This is a genomic window from Ureibacillus endophyticus (assembly GCF_003628435.1).
In the GTDB taxonomy this organism is placed as follows: domain Bacteria; phylum Bacillota; class Bacilli; order Bacillales_A; family Planococcaceae; genus Ureibacillus; species Ureibacillus endophyticus.
Genome location: NZ_RBZN01000025.1, coordinates 16,283 through 40,155, shown reverse-complemented (window position 1 = coordinate 40,155; position 23,873 = coordinate 16,283). Strand labels below are relative to the sequence as shown.

24 protein-coding genes are annotated in these 23,873 nt (G+C 37.1%); 19 read left to right on the top strand and 5 right to left on the bottom strand.

Translation table 11 applies throughout. The annotated features are described in order from the left end of the window. The first annotated feature begins 154 nt into the window (after nt 1-154). Genes D8M03_RS10840 through rbsB form a run of 6 tightly spaced genes read left to right on the top strand, consistent with a single transcriptional unit; the run spans nt 155 to nt 5,776 of the window. Nucleotides 155-1,141: a LacI family DNA-binding transcriptional regulator gene (locus tag D8M03_RS10840; RefSeq protein ID WP_121214797.1), complete on the top strand. Its 987-nt coding sequence runs from the start codon at nt 155-157 to the stop codon at nt 1,139-1,141. Continuing rightward, nucleotides 1,138-2,016: a ribokinase gene (rbsK, locus tag D8M03_RS10835; RefSeq protein WP_121214796.1), complete on the top strand. Its 879-nt coding sequence runs from the start codon at nt 1,138-1,140 to the stop codon at nt 2,014-2,016. The genes D8M03_RS10840 and rbsK overlap by 4 nt, the downstream gene beginning before the upstream one ends. Continuing rightward, entirely contained in the window at nt 2,013-2,402 is a 390-nt protein-coding gene (rbsD, locus tag D8M03_RS10830) for a D-ribose pyranase (RefSeq protein WP_121214795.1), read from the top strand. The genes rbsK and rbsD overlap by 4 nt, the downstream gene beginning before the upstream one ends. A 26-nt stretch (nt 2,403-2,428) precedes the next feature. Then, the gene (locus D8M03_RS10825; RefSeq protein ID WP_121214794.1) at nt 2,429-3,910 is read left to right on the top strand and encodes a sugar ABC transporter ATP-binding protein; all 1,482 of its coding nucleotides are present in this window, start codon (nt 2,429-2,431) and stop codon (nt 3,908-3,910) included. Nucleotide 3,911: 1 nt separating this feature from the next. Next, nucleotides 3,912-4,850, top strand: a complete 939-nt coding sequence (gene rbsC, locus D8M03_RS10820) for a ribose ABC transporter permease (RefSeq protein WP_121214793.1) — start codon at nt 3,912-3,914, stop codon at nt 4,848-4,850. Between the two features lie 11 nt (nt 4,851-4,861). Next, complete coding sequence (rbsB, locus tag D8M03_RS10815) at nt 4,862-5,776, top strand: ribose ABC transporter substrate-binding protein RbsB (protein WP_121214792.1); 915 nt, start codon at nt 4,862-4,864, stop codon at nt 5,774-5,776. A 104-nt stretch (nt 5,777-5,880) separates the two neighbouring features. Here rbsB and D8M03_RS10810 read toward each other — a convergent pair whose 3' ends face one another. Next, nucleotides 5,881-6,324, bottom strand: a complete 444-nt coding sequence (locus D8M03_RS10810) for a DoxX family protein (RefSeq protein WP_245987547.1) — start codon at nt 6,322-6,324, stop codon at nt 5,881-5,883. A gap of 118 nt (nt 6,325-6,442) precedes the next feature. On the opposite strand from D8M03_RS10810, the gene D8M03_RS10805 reads away from it, so the two are divergent. From D8M03_RS10805 to D8M03_RS10785, 6 genes are all read left to right on the top strand, one after another. Further along, a complete protein-coding gene (locus tag D8M03_RS10805; protein ID WP_121214791.1) occupies nt 6,443-7,063 on the top strand; it encodes an HD domain-containing protein in 621 nt (206 codons plus the stop codon). 178 nt (nt 7,064-7,241) lie between these two features. Next, the gene (locus tag D8M03_RS10800; RefSeq protein WP_121214790.1) at nt 7,242-7,880 is read left to right on the top strand and encodes a precorrin-2 dehydrogenase/sirohydrochlorin ferrochelatase family protein; all 639 of its coding nucleotides are present in this window, start codon (nt 7,242-7,244) and stop codon (nt 7,878-7,880) included. Between the two features lie 38 nt (nt 7,881-7,918). Beyond that, the gene (locus D8M03_RS17720; RefSeq protein ID WP_170148432.1) at nt 7,919-8,059 is read left to right on the top strand and encodes a hypothetical protein; all 141 of its coding nucleotides are present in this window, start codon (nt 7,919-7,921) and stop codon (nt 8,057-8,059) included. 524 nt (nt 8,060-8,583) lie between these two features. Next, nucleotides 8,584-10,470, top strand: coding sequence for an ABC-F family ATP-binding cassette domain-containing protein (locus D8M03_RS10795; protein WP_121214789.1), 1,887 nt, complete (start codon nt 8,584-8,586; stop codon nt 10,468-10,470). Between the two features lie 12 nt (nt 10,471-10,482). Further along, on the top strand, nt 10,483-11,616 hold the full coding sequence (locus D8M03_RS10790) for a conserved virulence factor C family protein (RefSeq protein ID WP_121214788.1): 1,134 nt from the start codon (nt 10,483-10,485) through the stop codon (nt 11,614-11,616). Nucleotides 11,617-11,716: 100 nt separating this feature from the next. Continuing rightward, on the top strand, nt 11,717-12,127 hold the full coding sequence (locus D8M03_RS10785) for a hypothetical protein (protein ID WP_147404818.1): 411 nt from the start codon (nt 11,717-11,719) through the stop codon (nt 12,125-12,127). Nucleotides 12,128-12,152: 25 nt separating this feature from the next. Here D8M03_RS10785 and D8M03_RS10780 read toward each other — a convergent pair whose 3' ends face one another. Next, nucleotides 12,153-13,034: a DMT family transporter gene (locus D8M03_RS10780; RefSeq protein WP_121214786.1), complete on the bottom strand. Its 882-nt coding sequence runs from the start codon at nt 13,032-13,034 to the stop codon at nt 12,153-12,155. Nucleotides 13,035-13,151: 117 nt separating this feature from the next. Beyond that, nucleotides 13,152-13,553, bottom strand: a complete 402-nt coding sequence (locus tag D8M03_RS10775) for a glucosamine 6-phosphate synthetase (protein WP_121214785.1) — start codon at nt 13,551-13,553, stop codon at nt 13,152-13,154. Between the two features lie 197 nt (nt 13,554-13,750). Between D8M03_RS10775 and D8M03_RS10770 the strand changes: the two genes are divergently transcribed. From D8M03_RS10770 to D8M03_RS10745, 6 genes are all read left to right on the top strand, one after another. Further along, nucleotides 13,751-15,817, top strand: a complete 2,067-nt coding sequence (locus D8M03_RS10770) for a DNA topoisomerase (protein WP_121214784.1) — start codon at nt 13,751-13,753, stop codon at nt 15,815-15,817. Between the two features lie 634 nt (nt 15,818-16,451). Beyond that, entirely contained in the window at nt 16,452-17,810 is a 1,359-nt protein-coding gene (locus D8M03_RS10765; RefSeq protein ID WP_121214783.1) for an aspartate kinase, read from the top strand. 191 nt (nt 17,811-18,001) lie between these two features. Further along, on the top strand, nt 18,002-18,550 hold the full coding sequence (locus tag D8M03_RS10760; RefSeq protein WP_121214782.1) for a DoxX family membrane protein: 549 nt from the start codon (nt 18,002-18,004) through the stop codon (nt 18,548-18,550). 662 nt (nt 18,551-19,212) lie between these two features. Further along, complete coding sequence (locus D8M03_RS10755) at nt 19,213-19,737, top strand: tubby C-terminal domain-like protein (RefSeq protein ID WP_121214781.1); 525 nt, start codon at nt 19,213-19,215, stop codon at nt 19,735-19,737. 15 nt (nt 19,738-19,752) lie between these two features. Next, complete coding sequence (locus D8M03_RS10750) at nt 19,753-19,989, top strand: thymidylate synthase (RefSeq protein WP_121214780.1); 237 nt, start codon at nt 19,753-19,755, stop codon at nt 19,987-19,989. 159 nt (nt 19,990-20,148) lie between these two features. Then, the gene (locus D8M03_RS10745) at nt 20,149-21,714 is read left to right on the top strand and encodes a Na/Pi cotransporter family protein (RefSeq protein ID WP_121214779.1); all 1,566 of its coding nucleotides are present in this window, start codon (nt 20,149-20,151) and stop codon (nt 21,712-21,714) included. A gap of 27 nt (nt 21,715-21,741) precedes the next feature. Here the strand turns inward: D8M03_RS10745 and D8M03_RS10740 are convergent, their stop codons facing one another. Then, nucleotides 21,742-22,281, bottom strand: a complete 540-nt coding sequence (locus tag D8M03_RS10740) for a GNAT family N-acetyltransferase (protein WP_121214778.1) — start codon at nt 22,279-22,281, stop codon at nt 21,742-21,744. Nucleotides 22,282-22,415: 134 nt separating this feature from the next. Here D8M03_RS10740 and D8M03_RS10735 point away from each other — a divergent pair, with 134 nt between their 5' ends. Beyond that, complete coding sequence (locus D8M03_RS10735; RefSeq protein WP_121214777.1) at nt 22,416-22,628, top strand: YdbC family protein; 213 nt, start codon at nt 22,416-22,418, stop codon at nt 22,626-22,628. 258 nt (nt 22,629-22,886) lie between these two features. Here the strand turns inward: D8M03_RS10735 and D8M03_RS10730 are convergent, their stop codons facing one another. Continuing rightward, on the bottom strand, nt 22,887-23,681 hold the full coding sequence (locus tag D8M03_RS10730) for a LysR family transcriptional regulator (protein ID WP_170148431.1): 795 nt from the start codon (nt 23,679-23,681) through the stop codon (nt 22,887-22,889). Nucleotides 23,682-23,873 lie beyond the last annotated feature (192 nt).

Here is a 23,873-nt window from a genome sequence, read left to right as displayed (position 1 = left end):
TTTAAAAAAAGAATAATTTTTTTAAGTATAGCTTAATCTCGCTAATTGTGACATACTGTAAAAAGTTTGTGTCATTGTGGAACCGATTACACATTTGATACGTTTTGTGTAACCGGTACCACAATGATAAAAATGATGAAATGAGAGAGAAAAAATGGCGAACATTAGTGATGTGGCAAAGCTAGCGAATGTATCTGTCGCAACGGTCTCGAGATACTTAAATAACAGTGGATATGTTGGGAAGAAGTCTCGGGCTCAGATTGAAGAAGCAATTAAACAATTAAATTATACTCCGAGCGAAGTGGCACGTACGTTAACAACGAAACAATCGGATTTGATTGGTTTAATCATCCCGGATATTAACAACCCCTTTTTCCCGGAGTTGGCTCGAGCAGTTGAAGATACTGCTTTTCGTCATGGTTATACGGTCATACTGTGTAATTCCGATGAAGATATAGAGAAAGAACAACATTATATTAAAGCACTATCTAAGAAATATGTTGCGGGTCTAATTCTAACAACGATATTAGATCAAGATAACTATAGCAATAATTTGTCCATACCAATTGTTGCGCTTGACCGTCCGTTAAACGTCAATATCCCAACAGTTACAACTGATAACGAAAAGGGTGCAAAAATTGGAACACAATATTTAATCGAAAATGGTGTCTCAAATATTCTTTGCATTAGTGGACCGAAATCAGTTACGTCTACAAATTTACGATTAAAAGGATTTTTCAAAGCTGTAGAAGGTAATAATGTTGAAATACATATGGTTGAAAGTAAGCATGATTTCCAAACGGCTGAACAATTAACTTACGAAACCTTACAAGCACATCCTGAAATTGACGGTATCTTTGCCTTTAGTGATGCCTCTGCAATCGGTGCATTAAAAGCGGCCCACCGTTTAGGATTGAAAGTTCCAGAACAGCTTCAAATAGTTGGTTTTGATGGAATTCAAATGGGAAAAGTGGTAACGCCAAGTTTAACAACAGTGGCGCAAGATATTTATAAGCTTGGAGAACGAGCAACTCAGATTTTAATCGAGCAAATTGAAGGAAAATCAACTAACAGCTTCAGTGAACAGATTGAACCACAATTGCTCATACGTGAAACAACAAAAGAGAGGGGTCCATTATGATTACAGTAATCGGAAGTATCAATATGGATATCGTCGTTAAGACAGACATCTTCCCGAAACAAGGTGAAACGGTATTAGGAAATTTATTCACAACTATCCCAGGTGGCAAAGGAGCAAATCAAGCTGTGGCAGCAGCAAGACTTGGAAGCCCAGTACAAATGATTGGTGCTGTAGGGGAAGACAGTTTCGGTAAGGAATTATATAGCAATTTAAAAAATGAAAACATCGATGTGGAGGCCATTGCAAAAACAACTAATTCTACTGGGATAGCAAATATATTACTGCACGATAATGATAACCGAATTATCGTTGTTCCAGGGGCAAACTTTGATGTCACAAAAGAAGTAGTTGATGCGAACTTAGAGCGTATTAAAAAAAGTTCACTTGTTATGATACAGCTTGAAATTCCTGTTGAAACGATTGAATACGTATTAGATCTTTGTCAGCAGTTGAACATCCCAGTCCTTCTAAATCCAGCACCTGCTGGGAACTTCAAAAAAGAATGGATCGAAAAAGTAACGTATTTAACGCCAAATGAAACGGAATGTGAGTACTTATTTGGAGCCGATGTGGAAGCGATTTTAAGCAAATACCCAAATAAAATGATTGTTACTTTAGGTGGGGATGGTGCTGCTTTCCATAATGGCGAGAAGATCGTAAAAATTACTGGCTATAAAACAACACCAGTCGATACAACGGGTGCAGGGGATACATTTAATGGAGCCTTTGCCCATGCGATTATTAGTGGTTATTCAATCGATAAAGCCGTGCAGTTTGCCAATATCGCAGCTTCTCTTTCTGTAGAAAAGTTTGGAGCGCAAGGTGGCATGCCATCGAATGAAGCTGTTTTGGCACGTATGGAGGAATTGAAATGAAAAAGCACGGAATCTTAAATCGCGAATTAGCAGGACACTTTGCGAAATTAGGTCATACTGATCAAATCGTTATTGCGGATTGCGGTTTGCCAATCCCAGATGGTGTACCGTGTATCGACTTATCTTATAAATTAGGGGAACCGGGATTTATCACAATTTTAAACGTTGTGTTAGATGATTTAGTAGTAGAATCGGCAATTGTTGCAGAAGAAGTGAAGCAAGTGAATGAAAAGGTTTCTAATGAACTGACGAGTCTTTTGCCGGAAATTACTTATGTAACACACGAACAATTTAAACTACAAACAAAAAATGCAAAATTAATTATCCGAACAGGTGAAATATCACCTTATGCAAATGTGATTTTACAATGCGGCGTTATATTTTAAAAAACTTCTAAAGAGTGGGTGAACCTATGATTGAAATGAGAGGGATATCAAAATCCTTTAGTGGCAATGCCGTGTTAAAAGATGTGCAATTCGACTTAGCCAATGGTGAAATTCATGCTTTGATGGGTGAAAACGGTGCCGGTAAATCCACAATGATGAAAATTTTAAGCGGCATTTATACGAAGGACCAAGGTGAAATTAAAGTTGATGGCCAAGTTGTCAATTTTAAATCTCCAAAAGATGCTGAAAAACTTGGAATCATCGTAATCCATCAAGAATTAAACATTTTACCGGATTTGACTGTTGCACAAAATCTATTTTTGGGAAAAGAGCTTACATACGGTAAAACGGGTATTTTAAAAACGAAGCAAATGGAAAAAGAAGCAGCAGAACTTCTTAAAAAACTTGGGTTAGATGTGAATCCTCGTACTCGTACAGGTGATTTATCTGTAGGGAAACAACAAATTATTGAAATTGCGAAGGCTATTGCAAGTGACGCAAAATATATTGTCATGGACGAACCAACTGCCGCGCTGACAGATCGTGAAATTGAAACATTATTTAAAACAATACGCGAGTTAAAAGCAAAAGGCATTTCCTTTGTGTATATCTCACATCGTATGGAAGAAATTTTTGCAATTTGTGATCGCATTACGATTTTACGAGATGGTCAATACGTAGGTGTTCGAAAAATTCCTAAAACTACTTTTGATGAAATTGTAGCGATGATGGTTGGTCGTGAATTAGGGGAGCGTTTCCCAGAGCGCAACTGTCCAATTGGCGAAACGAAATTAGAAGTTCGTAATTTAACGGTAAACGGTGTATTCAAAGATGTATCTTTCTCTGTTCGCAAAGGGGAAGTGCTTGGTGTTGCTGGTTTGATGGGTGCTGGACGTACAGAAGTTGCCCAAACTATTTTCGGCTACAGAAAAGCTAATAGTGGTGAAATTCTTATCGATGGCAAACCAGTTTCTATTAAATCTCCAATTGATGCGATGAAACACAGAATCGGTTTTGTAACGGAAGATCGCAAGACACAAGGATTAGTATTAGACTTTTCGATTCAAGAAAATATCTCGTTAGCGAACCTTGAAAAATGTTCATCTTCCGGCATTATGAACAAACAAAAAGAATTATCCATGGTTCATCAATATATTGAAGATTTGAAAATCCGTACTTCAGGGCCAGAACAAAGTGCAAAATCATTAAGTGGTGGGAATCAGCAAAAGGTTGTCATTGCAAAATGGTTAGGTACAAATCCTGAAATTTTGATTTTAGATGAACCAACGCGCGGTGTTGATATCGGTGCGAAAAAAGAAATTTATCATATTATTAACAAATTAGCAGAATCAGGTGTTGCGATTATCGTGATCTCTTCTGAATTGCCTGAAGTCATCGGTATTTCAGATCGAGTGATTGTCATGCGAGAAGGATTGTTAACTGGAGAAGTAACGAAAGAACAGATGACACAAGAAAACATCATGCATTTTGCAACAGGAGGAGAGTAACTTGTCGAATCAAAATAAAGAGTGGTTATCTAAGCTTGGCCCACTATTTGGGTTAATCTTACTAATCATCGTGGTATCTATATTAAATCCAAGCTTCTTATCAATTGCCAATATTTTTAACGTACTACGACAAGTTTCGATTAGTGCAATTATCGCATTTGGTATGACGTTTGTAATTTTAACGGGCGGAATTGACTTATCCGTTGGGTCGACCCTTGCCTTAACAGGTGCTGTTGCTGCAAGTTTATTAGCAGGTGGTATGGATCCATTCTTAACAATGGGAATTGCTCTATTATTAGGTTTAATTTTAGGTATGGTGAATGGTGTCATCATTACAAAAGGGAAAGTCGCACCATTTATCGCGACTCTTGCTACGATGACAATTTATCGTGGTTTAACATTAGTGTATACAGAAGGACGTCCAATTTCTGGATTAGGTGATCATTATTCATTCCAATTGTTCGGGAAAGGGTACTTTTTAGGTTTCCCAGTTCCAGTTGTAACAATGGTCATTGCGTTTATTATTCTTTGGTTTATTTTACAAAAAACAACTTTTGGCCGCCGCGTGTATGCTGTTGGTGGTAATGAAGAAGCTGCAAAATTATCAGGTATCAATGCAGACCGCGTGAAAATTGCCGTTTACGCAATTACTGGTTTTTTAGCAGCATTATCTGCACTGATTTTAACTTCACGTTTAAACTCTGCCCAACCAACAGCAGGGGAATCATATGAGTTAGATGCCATTGCTGCTGTTGTATTAGGTGGGACAAGCTTAAACGGTGGTAAAGGTTGGATCTTTGGTACGTTAATTGGTGCATTAATTATCGGTGTTTTAAATAATGGTATGAACTTAATCGGAGTTTCTTCATTCTGGCAACAAGTTGTAAAGGGTATCGTAATTTTACTAGCTGTCTTAATGGACCGAAAGAAATCAGCATAAGGAGCACAACTATGAAAAAGTTTCATTTTTTACTTTTAGCCGTTGTATCGATTATTTTGGCCGCATGTTCTATGGAATCGCCATTTTTAGAAAATGCCAATGAAGGCACAACTGGTGAAACCTATAAAATTGGATTTTCTATTTCAACTTTAAATAATCCTTTCTTTGTAACCTTGAGTGAAGGGGCAAAGGAAAATGCATCAAAACAAGGTGCGGAAATTTCAGTAATTGATGCCCAAGACGATGCATCAAAACAAGCAGCCGATGTGGAAGACTTAATTCAACAAGGTGTAGATTTAATCTTAATCAATCCTGTCGACTCTTCTGCAATAGGTTCTGCAGTGGAATCAGCCAATGCAGCAGGAATCCCTGTTATTACGGTTGACCGTTCAACTGAAAGCGGTAAAGTGGTGGCGCACATTGCTTCGGATAACGTCGCTGGTGGAGTATTAGCAGGTGAATATTTACTAGAACAAGCAGGAGAAGGCGCAAAAGTAGCGATGCTTGAAGGGATTGCTGGCTCTTCTGCGGCGCGCGACCGTGGAGAAGGTTTCTTAAAAGCTGTTGACGGCAAAGTGGAGTTAGTATCAAGCTTAACAGCGAATTTTGACCGCGGTGAAGGGTTAACGGTAATGGAAAATATGTTACAAGCAAACCCTGGTATTGAAGCGGTATTTGCACAAAACGATGAAATGGCTTTAGGGGCACTTGAAGCAATTAAAGCTGCAAACAAAAAAATCGTGGTGATCGGGTTTGATGCTACAGACGATGCACTAGCGAAAATCGAAGCAGGTGAAATGGCGGCATCCGTTGCCCAAAAACCTGAAGAAATCGGAAAAGCTGCCATCGAAACGGCAGTGAAATACTTAAACGGTGAAACAGTTGAAGAGTTCGTACCGGTTGATTTAGAGTTAGTGAAGAAATAATTAAAGTGAGAAAGAGATTGCATTGGGCAATCTCTTTTTTTGATTTGAGGAGACGAAAAAAAGAGACACCAATTCGGAATTGTGTCTCACTGTTTCTATATTTTTTAATAGCTTCGTTTAAATTCAATTCGAGCTTTTTTCTTCGGTTCGCTCGTAAAAAGCTTGTCCAATGCGAGTAATCGACTACCTGCCACTAATAAGTAAGAGGCCATCGCAATTAACGCAACATTAAACTCATATCCATTTAAAAAGCCAGCTTCCAACTTCACTTTCATAATGGCGCCAACCATAACCGCGATGAGTAAGGCAGAAACAAAACGCACGGAAAAACCAATAATTAAGAAGAACCCACCAAGAAGCTCGATGCCCCCAACTCCATATGCAACATATTGGGCATATGGAATTCCGTACTCTGCAAATCTCGTGACGGTCTCATTAATGCCTTCTTGAAACTTCGTTAACCCATGGACAAAAAAGATAACCCCCAAAACAACCCGAATAATTAATGCCCCAATTTCATATTTAGCCAGAATACTTTCTCCTCTCACAATATTTCTTTTTTACTATCTTATTTCGGCTAGTCCCAATATAATACTATCTATCAAAAGAAGATTTCGTGAAATTTTGCGGTGAAACGTGTATTGTATTGTTCAGGAGTTGATACTGATGGAAAATTTGATACAACAAGTAAAAGCGATTTATGACCAGTTCGATGCAAGTCATGATTTTCAACATATTGAACGGGTGCTACAAAATGCGGAAAGTATTTTAGAGGCTGAGCCGGATGCGGATAAGGAAATTGTTCGAATCGCCGTATTGTTGCATGATGTGAGCGATAAAAAGTATACAGATAGTAAAGAAGCAGAAGAACGTTTGTTGAACTCTATAAATTTATCTGATGAAAAAAAACAGCATATTCGTGAAGTTATTGCCAGCGTCTCGTTTAATGGGGGCAATGAACTTCCAGCAAAAACGTTAGAAGCCAAAATCGTCCGAGATGCCGATCGTCTTGATGCAATTGGCGCAGTCGGCATTGCCCGCACCTTTGCCTATGGGGGAGCAAAAGGCCGCAAACTGTATGATGACGAAGAAGTAGCAAGAATGTCGATGACGGAAGAAGAATATCGTTCGAAAAATACCTCATCTGTTACTCACTTTTATGAGAAGTTATTATTGTTGAAAGATAAAATGACTACGGAAAAAGGGAAGCAAATGGCTGAGGGACGTCATGCGTTTATGGTGACGTTTTTGGAGCAGTTGCAGAATGAGAAGGAAGGGAAAGCGTAAGTAGAGACCATTCTCGTGCTAAGTGGACGAAAAGGGGTGCTATATGGACGAAACGCAGTGGCATGTGGACGAAAGCTAATGCTATCTGGACGAAACGGAATGCTATGCGGACGAAAGTAAATTTTATCTTGACGATACCTAATTCTGTGCGAGTAAATTAATGAAAGGGGGAAATCAAATGAACTACTTTCCAATCATGTTAAATATTGATCATAAAAAAGTTGTGGTTGTAGGTGGTGGGCAGGTGGCAAGACAGAAAATCCAAGCGCTCCTACCTACAAAAGCCAAAATTACGGTTGTTAGCCCAACTGTAACTGATGAAATTGAAACTTATGTATATGAAGGTAAAGTCAAATGGATAAATCGTTACTTTGAACCAACTGATTTAGAGGGCGCAACATTAATTTTTGCAGTAACGGATCAAAAAGAAGTAAATGATGCAGTTGAACAAGCTACGCAACCTTGGCAATTGTTAAGCCGTGCAGATGCAAAAGGACGCGTGGATTTTATAAACCCAGCTGTTGTACGTAGAGGGGACCTTACGTTAACTGTTGCTACGTCTGGTGCCCATCCCGGATTAACTCGTAAATTAAAAGAAGACCTTGCCGAGCAATTTGATGAAACGTACAGCGATTATATAGAATTTTTAAAAAAGGCAAGACGCGAAATTATTGAAACAGTATCAGATAAACAGAAAAAACGAGAACTGATTGCATCCCTTTTAGATCCACAGTTAGAACAGTGGGCAAAAGAGCAGAACTGGGAAAAGTGTAATGAGTATTTACATAAAATGATGGAAGATCAAGACAAGGTTTGATGCCTTGTCTTTTTTATTGTTAATGTGCACAAGACGAGATGCTAAATGCACAAAATCAGCTTTCAAGTGCACAAGTTGTCAAGTTAGGTGCACAAGAAGTGATTTCAAATGCACAAGATGGTACTTTATCCGCACAAGAGCGAGTGGGCGAAACGTGGTCTTATCTGGACGAAACGTGATGCCTAGTCGACGAAGCAAACTCTATCTGGACAAAACGTAATGACGAGTGGACGAAATGAAACTTTATCCAGACGAAACTCGATTCAGAGTAAATTAAGATAAACGCACAAAACCTGTTTTCAAATGCACAAGTTATCAGATTAAGTGAACGAGATGTGATTCCAAATGCACAAGATGGTACTTTATCCGCACAAGAGCGAGTGGGCGAAACGTGGTGTTATGTGGACGAAGACACTTGCTATCTGGACGAAACGCGATGACTAGTGGACGAAAGCAATAGCTATCCGGACGAAACCCAATCCCAAGTGGACGAAAGCAATAGCTATCCGGACGAAACCCAATCCCAAATGGACGAAAGCAATGGCTAACCGGACGAAACCCGATACCAAGTGGCCAAAACCAATCCGAACCGATCGAAATTCCACACCTTGAGCATCAAGCAAGTTAGTTTAATGCTTTCTCTTCTATTATTCGATATAATTAAATAAAAGTAGAATTTTCTAAGTGAAAGAGAAGAGATGTTATGAGTCATTTAATCGTATCGAATTTAACGAAAACAGTTGGCGATAAAACGCTATTTAAAGATATTGAATTTACTATTTATGAAGGGGAACGCGTGGGGTTAATCGGGATTAACGGTACGGGAAAATCGACATTATTATCGATTTTAGCAGGTACGCAAGACGCGGATTCTATCACTCTTGATCACCCGAATAAATACCGCATTGCCTATTTACCGCAAGAGCCTCAATTCCAAGAGGGCGAAACGGTATTACAAGCGGTGTTCTCTGGGGATTCACCGATTTTACAATTAAACCGAAAATATGAAGATACTGTTACAAAACTAGCTCAAAATCCACAATCTGAAGCATTGCAAAACGAATTGTTCCGCTTGCAACAACAAATGGACAATGAAAAAGCATGGGATGTCAATGCATTGGCTAAACAAGCATTAACGAAGCTCGGCATTGATATGTACGATCAAATCGTTACAAATTTATCAGGTGGCCAGCAAAAACGTGTAGCTTTAGCGAAAGTTTTAATTGAACCAGCTGACCTTTATTTACTTGACGAGCCGACCAACCATTTAGATGTGCAATCGACAGAATGGTTACAGGAAATGGTGTTGCGATTAAAAGGCGCTGTTATTTTCATTACCCATGACCGTTATTTTTTAGATGAATTATCAACGCATATTTATGAATTGGCGGATCAAACATTGTATCGCCATACAGGAAACTATGCAGACTATTTAGAATCCCGCGCAATTCGTGAAGAAATGCATGCCGCAACCCAAGCAAAATTACGAAACCGTTACCGTTCTGAATTGAAATGGATTCGCCGTGGTGCAAAAGCCCGAACTACAAAGCAAAAAGCGAGAATTGACCGTTTTGAAGATTTGGATTCAAAAATTGAACGCGGATCAAATGATGCAAATCTTGAAATGAACCTTGCTACAACTCGTCTTGGGAAAAAAGTTATTGAAGGGGAACATTTAACGAAAGCTTTTGGAGAACGTACCATTGTAAGTGACTTCAACTTCTTACTTCAACAAGGCGACCGTATCGGTATTATTGGTGCAAATGGTTACGGGAAATCGACATTACTGAATATGTTGGCAGGGGAACTTGAGCCTGACGCTGGGGAAGTAATCGTTGGGTCAACGGTAAAACGCGCTCACTTTAAGCAAGTGCTCCCACCGATGAACGAAAATGAACGAATGATTGAATATATACGAGAAGCTTCAAACGACATAACGGATGCAGAAGGAGTGCGTTATTCAGCAGCCCAAATGCTAGAACGTTTCTTATTCCCATTACATACCCATGGAACACCAATTGGTAAATTATCTGGTGGGGAGCGTAAACGACTTCATTTATTGCGTTTATTAATGGAGCAGCCGAACGTTTTACTATTGGACGAGCCGACCAACGATTTAGATATCGAAACATTAGGAGTACTGGAAGACTTTATTGAGCATTTCCCTGGCGTTGTCATTACCATTTCCCACGATCGTTTCTTCCTTGATCGTATCGCGAAAAAGCTTTGGATTTTAGATGGCAAAGGAAATGTGGAAGAAAGTTTAGATATTTATAGTGACTATCTAGTAAAACAATCTGCCCTACAAAAAGAAGAAGCAAAAGAAGTGAAAGTGGAAAAACCAAAGCCACAGAAGCCAAAAACTGAAAAGAAAAAGCTTTCCTTTAAAGAACAAAAAGAATGGGAAACGATTTCTGATACTATCGCGCAAGTAGAAGAAGACATTACAACGACAGAAGAAGAAATTGCAACAGCAGGCAGTGACTATACAAAATTACAAGCGTTAACGGAGAAGCTTGATCAATTAAATCAGGAATACGAACGTTTAATTGAAAGATGGTCGTATTTAGATGAAATTGTAAATGGATAAGGAGAGAAAAGCATGAAAATCATAACAATCGAACCAACACCGAGTCCGAATTCCATGAAGGTGGTAGTGGATGAGGAGCTACCCTTTGGTAAAAGTTTTAACTATACAAAAGAAAATGCTTCCGAGGCACCAGAACAAATTCAAGCAATATTAGCTATTGATGGGGTAAAAGGCGTTTATCGCGTTGCAGACTTTTTAGCAATTGAACGTAATGCAAAATATAATTGGGAAACGATTTTATCTAGTGTTCGCGTAGCGCTAGGGGAAGAAGCTTCTGAAGTTGCGCAAGGTGAGCAAGCGGTTGACCATTATGGTGAAGTGTTTGTACATGTCCAAATGTTCCGAGGAATCCCATTGCAAATCAAAGTGTTTGATTCGTCTTCAGAACACCGCATTTCAACGGGTGACCGTTTTGTGAAAGCATTTGAAAATGTTCAAATAAGTAAATTCGATGATAACTATATCCTTGAACGTAAATGGGTTGATTTTGGTGTACGTTATGGCGATAAAGAAGAAATTGCGCAAAATGTATACAGTGAAATTGAGGCTACATATCCTGAAAGTCGACTTGCTGAAATTATAGAAGCTGCAAATACGAAAAATACGGTAACAGTTGAGCGTGAAAAAGTAACGTTAGAGCAATTTGAAGCAGCAGAAGACTGGCAAAAACGTTACCAGCTGCTTGATCAAATGCCAGATCCAGAAGTAGAAGACTTACCATTATTAGAAAAAGCCCTTGAAGATGAGCAAATGTCCATTCGTCGATTAGCAACTGTTTATTTAGGCATGATTGAGGATGTGGCAGTTGTTCCAGCGTTAAGTCGCGCATTAAAGGATAAAAGTGCCGCAGTAAGAAGAACAGCTGGTGATTGCATGAGCGATTTAGGCCTTGTCGAGTTTGAACCAGCGATGATCGAAGCGTTAAAAGATAAAAATAAACTCGTACGTTGGCGCGCGGCTATGTATTTATACGAGTCCGGAACAGAAAACAGTTTATCAGCCTTACATGAAGCGGAAAATGATCCAGAATTTGAAGTAAAACTCCAAGTCAAAATGGCCATTGCCCGCATTGAACAAGGTGAAGAAGCAAAAGGCTCGGTATGGAAGCAAATGACGGAAACGAGTACACAAAATTCTAAACAATAAGGGGAGAATTTTTATTCCCATTGATACTAGTCTTTGATAATATAGATGCAACATGAATCGATGAAAGGCTGGTGTCTAATTGGAAGAACTGTTAAAGCAATTGTTGACGGAAATTCAAGGTTTCAAGGCAGAAGTCTCAAACCGATTTGATCAGGTGGATAATCGGTTTAATCAAGTTGAAGAAAGATTTGATGAAGTAGATAGTCAATTTAATCAAGTTGAAGAAAGATTTGATCAGGTGGATAATCGGTTTAATCAAGTGGATGAAAGATTTGATGAGATAGATAATCGATTTAGTCAAGTTGAAGAAAGATTTAATGAAGTAGATAATCGATTTAGTCAAGTTGATAAAAGGTTTGATGAGGTAGACAATCGGTTAATTCAGATGGACATGCGTTTAGGCAACCTTGAAAATGGTCAGGAAGAATTGAAGGGTTTAATTAAACAGAACACTGAAATTATGAATGATCACTTCATAGAATTTCGACGAGAATTGCGTGAAAGAAGATAAATATTAATATTAACACCCAAGCAAATCAAACTTTGCTTGGGTTTCCTTCTTTCTTCGGTTTTACAATCGTCAATATAATCCCGCCAAACACGAGTAGGATCCCAATGCTTTGGAATATAGAAGGGCTAAAGTCTAGTAATATCGTGTCTAATAGAATTGCCACGACTGGGTCCACAAAAGTCAATACGGAAACAACAATGGTTGGCAAGTTCCGGATGCTATCAAAGAATAAATAATACACAAAACCAGTATGGATAACACCTGTCCCAATTATGTATAGCCAATTGGTTGTGGTTAACCCTTGAAAAACAGAAAAATTACATAATGGCAATAACATCACAATCCCAACAATGGTTTGTAAAAAAGTTGTCGCATAAGGGGATAGACTATGTAACGTTTTACTTGTAAACATGGTTAATGCGTAACAAATCGCTGAAAGCAACGCCCATACAAATCCAGAATCGATAAATTGATCAATCGATTGAAAATTTTCGATTCCCACAATAAAGATACTTCCGATAAAACAAATCGCAATCGCCAGCACACCACGAATTGTGAGACGTTCTTTTAAAAATAAGGTCCCCAATATTAAAACAAAAATCGGTGCTAGATTATAAATGGAGATAGTAATCGAAATTGCCATTTCTTCAAAGGCTTTAAATAAAAACACCCAGTTTAATACGAGGAATACGCCACAAAGTAGTGTTTGGAGAACTTCTTTTTTGTTCCATGCTTCTGTTTTATGTCCCCCTGTAAAGTACCACATTAATCCTAAAAAGAGAGTGGCACAAATGCATCGAACAAATACGAGTTCTAGCGCGGGAATTCCTGTATTAATCGTGAAAAATCCTATGGAGCCGAATATGGCCATGGATACCGTTAGTTTAATCATCGCCGAAACATTCATTTTTGTACCTACCTTATATCTTTCTTATCTTAATATACCAAAATATTAGAAAGTTTTTTGAATTTTATGAGCGAAATCAAAAAAAGTGACCCAACAACGTGAGCCACCTTCCATCAATTATTTAGAAACAACCATATTTAAAAACTGATCTCGATCCTCTTCAGATTGTTGAACACCATCTAGCAACAATGCGCCAACTTTATAGCCCTTTTGATTATCTTCCACGACAAATTGTAAATTTACGTCATTTACATCGCCATCAACTGGGCATGCCCCTTTGAACTCTACCACATTATGATTCTTCTGAGTTCTGAAAAATACCCATTTTCCTTCTTCACAATAATTCGAAAATGCTTTTTCCAACGTTGGTTCACCTGTGTCGGTAACAGAAGTTTCTTTTATATATGATATGTATTCATTATCTGTAATTTCTTTTTGCGGACCGTAGAAATACCAAAAAACCGCAATGATTATGATTGGTACAATCCATAAAATTGTTCGCTTTGAAACATTCTGCATAATTACTCCCCCTTACCCTTTGTAAAAATATTATATCAATCATAATACTATTTTTCTATAAAATGTTGATTTTTACTGCAACAATACAAATATTTCATTTGTTTTAAGAAAAATAGAAATACTGAAAAAGTATCTACCATTTTTACAAACGACACAAATCTCTATATACTTTAGGAAGGAAAAAGGGGGTTCTTCATTTGAAAAGAGCATTATTAATCGCTGAAAAACCGTCTCTCATGCGCGATATTCAAAAAGTATATAAAACAATGAAATTACCCTATGAGATAGATTTTGCTTCATTTGTCGGACATGTCGTGGAATTGAAAGAACCACATGAATATAAAAAAGAGTGGAAAAAATGGGATTTATCTTTGCTGCCCATGATGCCAGAACGTTACGAGTTTCGAGTGAAAAAGACGTCTTATAAAGTGTATAAAGAACTTGAGCAAATACTTAAAACAAACCGTTATGACTTCATAATCAACGCTTGTGATGCTGGGATGGAAGGGGAAAATATTTTTTATTCCTTTTATAAACGAGTAGGATGCAAACTTCCAGTAAAGCGATTTTGGACTTCCCAAACGACAGACCCTGCCATTCGCAAAGCTCTTACGGATTTAATTGATGAACAAGATCCTTTAATTCGAAATCTGCGTAATGCAGCGATGTATCGAGCGGTATTTGATTGGTTAATTGGGTTGAACTTAACAAGAGCCGCTACGATAAAAGGTGGACGAATTATTAAAATTGGCCGAGTAATGACTCCAACATTAGCCATTGTGGTAAAACGAGAATTAGAAATTCGTAACTTTATACCACAAAACTATTTTCAAATAGAACTAGATTTAGGGAAATTTAAAGCGCTATGGTTTGACCCAAAAACAAATGAAAATAAAATACCAACGTTGCAACAAGCCGAAGAGATTCAAACAACTTTGGCGTATACGGCAACGGTAGTCGATTTAAAAACGGAACGAAAAACGATGTATGCGCCATCGCTTCATTCCTTACTTGAATTGCAAAAGGAAGCGAATAAATTTTACGGTTTCACTTCATCAGAAACGTTAAAAATTGCGCAAACTTTATATGAAAAGAAACTGATCACCTATCCAAGAACGGAATCAAAACATTTACCGACCAACCTTGCAAACACCATCGAAGGGCATATTCAGGCGCTTGCCAGTTTGCCAGATTATAAGGACATTGCTTCGAACATATTATGTAACCAACAAAAACTCAATTCGATTAAGCGATCCAAAAAATACGTGGACGATAAAAAATTAACGGATCACCATGCCATTACAGTGACGGATGTTCCAATTGGACGAAAAAAACTTTCAACGAATGAACTGAAAATCTATCATTTAATTGCAAAGCGGTTGTTAGCGATTTTTATGCCGCCCTATGTCATTGATAAAACAGCCGCCATTTTACAATCGAACACGCAATACTTTAAGGCTACTGGAAATATTGTCATCGATAAAGGCTATACCATTCTCTATGAAACTTTTAAGAAAAAACAAGAACAGCCACTGCCAACTTTAGTAGTAAATCAAACATTGCCAATCGTGCAATCAGATATTTTATCGAAAATGACAGAACCACCTGCACGTTATACGGATAGTACGTTGTTAGATGCAATGTTTCATGCTGGGCGATTTGTAGACAATCCCGAGCTGCAAAAAATATTAAAAGATGCTGAAGGGATTGGCACATCTGCTACTCGAGCAGAGATTATCGAAAAGTTGATTTCCATTGGCATGATTGCGAGGGAAGGGAAAAGTTTTGTTGCGACTCAGTTTGGCATCGATGTCATTATGAGTGTGAAGCAACATGATATTGTTTCGCCTGTACTGACGGCGGTTTGGAGTAAGAAGTTGAAAGATATTGTGGACGGCAATTTAAGCTCAGGTCAATTTTATCGCGATATGTTGCAGTATGTGCAAGAAACGACTGCGCGGTTTATTCAATTAGAAATGAACGTAGCTGAAAAACAAGTTGTGACGATAGGGAAATGTATCGAATGTGGACAACCTGTAGTCGAAGGTTTTAAAGGGTATGCTTGTACAAACAAAGCATGCAAATTCTTCATTAGTAAAACGATCATGAAGGGGAAAATTACCGCCACTGATGCCAAAAAACTCATTTCGGGTAAAGAAACGAGAGAAATCCGTTTTACTTGGAAAAGTGGGAAAAAGGGAAAAGCGAAATTAAAACTAGTTGGCGGAAAGATTGAGTTTGTTTTTTCAAATAAGCAATCGTAATCCCGAAGATTGGTTCTAAAAACCGCAAAAAATTAATAAATAGAATAGGTAGATTTTCGATTAAAAGCAATCGTTATTATTCCATTGTTATAATATTTTGAAAATTGTTTCTACCTATACTTATATTAATGTAGTAAAAAAGAAAATCATTTTATAGAATGTTAGAAAATTTGCAGTCCGTCATAAATATTACATTAATTTCTATCTTGCGTATAGGAAATCTTGTTATATAATTAGCTTACGAAATAGGAAGTATGCATCTTTTTTAATACTTTTCGTGTACATCTGACTAAGGTGTACACTGTTTTATTTGGTTCATTTTTTACTATGGCTGAAATAGGCAAACATGCTACCGTCAAATTGAAATGTACATATAATAAAGTGATTTGTAAACATGCGTATTTCACTGACGAGTTGGTTATACTTTCTGCTTATAGCCTTAGTACTTTTACTAATATTATTGATATGAAAGTTAAGCGAATCTAGGAAGTATCGTCTATAACCGCATTTTGGTAAAAATATTGTCTTTTTAGATAAATAGACTTGACGTGTGTTTATAAAATTTGTACACTGTGAACAATCAAATGTTTTTTCGGAAAATACAATTAAATTTGAATAGTAAGGATTTGGTGAAATGATAGTATGTAAATTTGGTGGTACATCCGTTGCAAGCGCCGAACAAATAAAAAAAGTTGCAAACATTGTAAAATCTAATCCTGATAGAAAGATTGTTGCAGTTTCTGCACCAGGTAAACGTTACAGCGAAGATATTAAAGTAACGGATCTGTTAATTGATTTAGCAAATAGTGCATTAAACAATGGGGATGTAGCAGGCAAGCTTGCAAACGTAGTAAACCGTTATAAAGATATTACTGATGAGCTTGGTCTTGATCAAACAATTTGTGATGTTATTGCAAAAGATTTGCAAGAACGTGTCAACTCAGATAAATCAAATAAAGTATTATTCATTGATAATTTAAAAGCGAGTGGAGAAGATAATAACGCAAAATTGATTGCGGCTTATTTCAACTCTATTGGCATGAAAGCGAAATATGTAAGTCCAAAAGATGGGCTAGTTGTTAACGATCTACCAGAACGAACAATGGCTCTACCTGAAGCTTATGAAAACTTAAAAGATTTAGGTAAAGGTGATGAAATCGTAGTATTCCCAGGTTTCTTCGGTTATACAAAATCGGGAACTTTAAGAACGTTTGACCGTGGTGGTTCTGATATCACTGGTTCGATTTTAGCTGCTGCAGTAAAAGCAGACCTTTACGAAAACTTTACGGATGTAGACTGTGTATTTTCAGCAAATCCAACAGTAGTTAATGATCCAGTGGGGATTACTGAACTTACGTATCGTGAAATGCGCGAATTATCATATTCAGGATTCTCTGTATTCCATGACGAAGCATTAATGCCTGTATATCGTCTTGGAATTCCTGTAACAATTAAAAATACAAACAATCCTTCTGCACCAGGTACAAAAATCGTACCAACTCGTCCATTAAATGGTCGTCCTGTAACTGGTATTTCTGCAGATAGTGGATTCTCGATTCTTTATGTATCGAAATATTTAATGAACCGCGAAATCGGCTTTGGTCGTAAGCTTCTTCAAATTATTGAAGAAGAACACATTTCATACGAACATACGCCATCTGGTTTAGATGATATTTCTGTTATCATTCGTTCAAACCAACTTACACCGGAAGCTGAAGATCGTATTATCAAACGCGTAAAAGATGAGTTACATGCGGACGATGTACACTTCCGTCACGGATTTACATTAATTGTAATCGTTGGTGAAGGTATGCGAAACAATACAGGTCTTGCTGCACGCGCAACTTCTGCAATTTCAAGAACTGGTGCCAACATCGAAATGATCAACCAAGGTTCTTCAGAAGTAAGCTTAGTCTTTGGGGTAATGCAACATAGCGAAAACCAAATTTTACGTGCCCTTTATGAAGAGTTTTTTGCTCCGATAACTGTGTAATAGCGTACCCGGTACACAAACAATTCTGACAATTTTATACAATTTGAAAAGGTTCTATATGGATTTTTCCTGTAGAACCTTTTATTTTTTTCAAATTGGTGAACGAAGTGGGGAGAAATTAATATTAAAACTGTAAAACTTATGGAAAAGTAGTTTACTTGACTTATAATATTGGAAAAGGAGGGAAATTTATGGCGCAAAAAGATACAATTTTTATGAAAGAAAACCCAATTTCACGTTTTTTATTAAATGATACACGCTCAGGCTGGCTATGGTTAGTAATCCGGCTATATGTTGGATACGTCTGGTTAAAAGCCGGTTGGGGTAAAATACATAACGATGCATGGGTTGGTGAAAATGGAGGTGCCGCTGTAGCAGGCTTTGTACAAGGTGCCATCGCCAAGTCATTGGAAACAAATGATGTAACAGGTTGGTACGCAGCATTTTTAGAAAATATGGTCCTACCAAATGCAAAAGTTTTTGCCTTTGTGGTGGCATATGGGGAGATATTAGTTGGCCTTGGGTTAATCTTAGGCTTACTAACAGGCATTGCCGCATTCTTCGGATCGATGATGAATGTGAGTTTCCTATTTGCAGGGACAATTAGTACAAATCCTATTTTATTTATCTTAGCAACTTGGTTAGTGTTAGCTTGGAAAGTTGCAGGCTGGTATGGGCTAGATCGTTGGGCATTACCGAAATTAGGTACTCCTTGGAGTAAGCTGGATTATGATGAATAGGAATTTGAAAAGCTTTGCACGTTTTTGGCGTGTGGAAGCTTTTTTATTTTTGGGGATGGTAGGTCAAGGGGTATACTGATGAATGCCAACATTATGTGGGAAATTGAGTGGAATGACCTTCACAAGCGGGGTGAAGGTCAAATTAACGAAGAAATGGGAAGCTAGTTATCTTCATGAGTAGAATGAAGGTCAAAAGTCCGAAAAAATTAAATCTAGTGACGTTCATAAGCGGGCTGAAGGACAAAACTCGGAGGAAAAGGGAAGCTAGTGACGTTCATAAGCGGGCTGAAGGACAAAACTCGGAGGAAAAGGGAAGCTAGTGACGTTCATAAGCGGGCTGAAGGACAAAACTCGGAGGAAAAGGGAAGCTAGTGACGTTCATATGCGGGATGAAGGACAAAACTTGGAGGAAAAGGGAAGCTAATGACCTTCATAAGCAGAATGAGGTTAAAATAACGAGGGAACTAGTATGAATTGAACCTTTATAAGAAAAATCACATGAAAATCTGAACAAATAGTATTCGTTAAGCCAACGTATCACAAAACTCCAGCAGAATACCTCTACAGGTTCCATAACCTACCCCAGATTTCCGTCCACTCAGCAATCTCCAAAATCATGTATAATAAAGGATAAGAGAAATTTATCGCACTAAGGAGTAAGAATGCATACCTACCAATATATTCATCCAAAAGAAATCGAATCTACAGAAGAAGTTGCGATAACAAATGAAGCAGGAGAATTTGTCGCTATTTCCAAACGGGTTTATGATAATATCTTGAAGAAAAAAATGGATATCATGTTTGATTTTCGTTATTTTCTTAAGTACAACATTTACAATCCAACTGGTGATCTCCTTTTCACAGTGAAGAAAATTAGCCGAAGAGGGAGACTTTGGTTTGAGGGACAAGACGCCAAATCCAATACAAAATATATCATTTCCTATGAAAATTGGCGTTTGGGGGTTCCAGAATTATATATCACAGAGGGCAATATCAAAATTCAATTGAATAAAGAGATGGAAGATTGGTCACAATTTCTCTTCAACAATGAAGTCATTGCACAATGGAAAGCGGATTATATCAACGATCAATTCCATATGACGCTAACAATCAATGAAAAAAGCCCGATTCAAAATGTTGCAGTTTTTGTTGGCATTTGCCAAGCAACTCTTTTTGTAGGGGCTTAAAAAGGAGTATTAAAAATGAACGTAATTTTTGTCCTAACAAAAACAGGTGAGGAAGTACTTGAAATGGTATCCAATGATGTGGCCGGATTACTTGCTGCAGTCAAAGGAGAAAATGTAACTTTCCCATTTGGTAGTTTCAAATATGACTTTCATACATTAGACCATTATTTAGTGGATAATGTGTATCGTCAAGAACTGGTAATTTACTTAAAAGAAGAAAGCGAAACTATTCCTACATTACCTACTATTTAATTAAGTCACACTTCCCATTACGGGGAGTGTGAATCCCCTCATATCAATGAATTTTCCCGAATATACTAATCTATTACAAGTTCATCTGCTATATACGATATTTTCCAATAATGTGATAAAATAGAATTTTAGACATTCACAATAGGGAGGTGATTTCGAATGATCACGGTATTTGGAGGAATTGGCATTTTCCTATTAGGGATGTCAATGCTGACAAATGGCTTGAAAGAAATCGCAGGGGAAGCGTTAAAAAGATGGCTGAATAACTTTACGAAAGGGACTTTTTCGTCTCTTTTCACAGGGTTAATTATGACTATCCTTATGCAATCCTCCACTGCCACAACACTGTTAACAGTCGGGTTTGTGAGTGCGGGGTTAATCTCCTTTAGTCAATCCATCGGGGTAATTATTGGAGCGAATATTGGAAGTACAAGTACTGGATGGATCATTTCGTTGCTTGGATTTAAAATCAGTTTGCAAGCCATGTCATTGCCAATCATTGGTATTGGTGCATTTATGCAATTCATTGCGCCGGTCAACATCAAAAAATATGGTGGAGTTCTAGTCGGCTTTGGTCTTTTATTTTTAGGAATCGATTTCCTCCAACAAGGGATGAATTCAGCTCATGATATTATTTCCTTTGAATCTTTAAATACAAATTCCTTCTTTTCAAGTTTTCTATTAATTCTCATCGGGATTATCATGACGATTATTATGCAGGCATCCAGTGCATCGATGGCGGCAACGTTAGCAGCACTTTTTTCTGGGGCAATTGATTATGAACAAGCTGCCTATTTAGTCATTGGTCAAAATATCGGAACAACAGCTACTGCTTTGTTTGCATCCATTGGGTCATCCATTGCCGCAAAACGAACGGCCATTACCCATCTGTTGTTTAACATTATTACTGCAATCATTATTACGATTTTCTTCAAATACATATTAATTATTACGGAAGCGATCACGGTAAGTATTTCAGGAAACTTTGACGAAACGCTTGGCTTAGCGATATTCCATACATTATTTAGCGTCATTGGTGCGATTCTATTTGTACCGTTTATTAAACCGTTTGCAAGATTCCTAGAAAAACTATTGCCTGAAAAAGAAAACGCATTAACAAAGGACCTTGATTCGAATTTAGTGTCTGTCCCTTCAGCAGCGTTAGAAGTTTCCTATAAAACATTAATTCAAATGATGAAACAATTAACGCGGTTATTGCTGGAATTAATTCAAACGAAAAAGGTACCGCCGTATTTTGATAAAAAATTAGATGAAGTGGAAGAGGCAATCGAAATTACACGGAAGTTTTTAGATTCCGTCCAATCCAGTTCCACAAAAATCCGAAATAAACATATTGATATTATTCATGCCCTGGACCATTTACATCGATTGGTGAATGTATTTCGGGAAAAGCAACGGCTTGAAGCAATTAATCTGCATGGGGCCATTATGAATCAATTGCATGAGACGATGTTTTTGGTGGATGGGTATTTTGAAGAAAATGAAATATTTGAGATTGAAAAATTACTCGAACAAGACTCGCAAAAAATGGCTGAAGAGCGCCGGAGAAGACGGAATGAATATTTAGAACGATCCGTTGTGAATGAGACGCAAATTGATGTTGCAGTTTCTAAGGTGCAATCCATTCTTTGGATCGACCGACTCGTCTACCATTACTGGCGGGCATCTGCGCGGTTAGCTAGTTATCAGGATGATGAGAGATAAATAGATAAAGGTTATGGTGTATCTGCACTATAACCTTTTTTCTGTTCTTAATAGTGAATACATATTTAAATCAATAAAACGACCCTTCGATTTTTCACTTTGCCTTAATGTTCCTTCATAGATAAAATGTAATTTTTCTAGAACTTTAATAGAATTGATATTTTCAGGTTCAACTTTTGCTTCAATTCGATTGAGCTTGAGGGTATTAAAAGCGTAGTCTAATAAACCATCAATGGCTTCTGGTGCATAGCCTTTACCCCAGTGAGATTTGGCAAGTTCGTATCCAATTTCGGCTTTTTCATTGTCAAAATCTAAAGAATTGAAGCCGCACGAACCGATAATATCACCAGAAGTTGATTCGATGATTGAATAGCGAATTGCTTTTTCGTCTTCAGCTAGTTCATTTAAATAACTAATAATTTCTTTTGCTTGGCTTTCATTTTTGAAGTTGTCAATATTCATAAATTTGGTCACATCCGGATCAGACCAAATTTTAAAAAGACTCGGTGAATCATTAATGTGCATTTTTCTTAAATGCAATCTTTCAGTATAAATATCCGTTACCAAAATTATCCCTCCTTTATCATCATTATATATGAAAAAATTCAAGACAGAGCAGAAAAGAAGAATGTTGTTAGTATCTTGTGCCAAACTAATATACAATTTCAGATATAACCAAATTATCAAACGAGGTGGAAATCATGGCAGATATCAAATATGAAGTGGTTGAACATATTGGTGTGTTATCGGAGTCAGCAAGAGGTTGGAAGAAGGAATTGAATCGCATTAGCTGGAATGGCGCAGCACCGAAATATGATATTCGAGAATGGGCGCCGAACCGTGAAAAGATGGGAAAGGGTGTTACATTATCGGTCGATGAGGTTGAAAAATTAAAGGAACTTTTAAACAAATAATAAGTATGAGCAGTAATTGCCGTTAAGCAATTACTGCTTTTTTATTCAAGAATTCACTCTACTAAACTAGTCATCTGTTCGGGATAACTTGCAAGAAAATCAATTGTAGCTTCATCTAAATCTGCATGAAAAAGTTCAATGAATTTAGGATCACGGTAAAACGTATGAATCAGCATTCGGTTTAACATGAAAGAGTAAGATTCAACTTTAGCTGAATCATCGTTTAAGTTAATGGCGATTGACGGCCCATTTGAAAAATTATGATATTAGGAAATTAGGAATTGATTTACTTGAATCGTTACGTACATAGAAATTAATATCAATTGCTTTCGGAGCAGAATCACTGATTATCTCAAAACGATCATCCAATGAACTTTCAGGAAGAAATGCAATTCCTTTCTGAGAAGAAACCATTGCTAAAATGATGTTCAACGAATCGATTTCAACCACTTGTGAATTCAATAAAGCATTGTCTTGTATATATTGAAGTGTATGTTGTCTAAAGGGACAACTGTTGTCTCTACTTACAAAAAAAGTTTCAGTTTGTAAATTAATATCTTTTTTGTGTATTGATTTTAATAAGATGATATTTTCTTTCATTTGATGGACTTTTTTTATGGAATGGACATTAAATAAATGATAAGTAATTACCATATCAATTTCATTATTTTCAAGTAATTTTTTCAAAGTCGAATTTGACTCAACATATAATGAACAGATTGTATCATTTTCAGCAAACTTTTTTTCCAAATAGTTTTTAGCTATTGATTGAGTGGTTCCAATATTATAAATCTCTATCTCAGATTGGACTTTCCCCTTCATCTCTTCAATTAGGCTAATTAATTTTTTTCCATAGTTTTGTACGATTTCTCCCGCCGGTAATATTTCCACCCCTCTATTATTTCGGATAAATAATGGTACACCTAATTCTTCTTCTAATTTTTTTACCCTCTCTGAAACATTCGGTTGAACATATCCGAGTTCTTCAGCTGCCTTACTAATGGAACTACACTCTGCTACTTTCAAGAAAATTTGTAAATCGTTTATCTCCAAAAATACCACCCCTCGATATCATTAATAATGATAGCCAATATAATTTATAACTTTTTTACATTGGAAAAGAAAAGAAATATACTCAAAATATACTAGAAAAATAGATGGTAATGAAAATGGTGATTAATTTATTAGGGGAGAAACCAGTTAATTGGTGGATTTTTAAAATGTTAACAACTCGTACAAATAAAG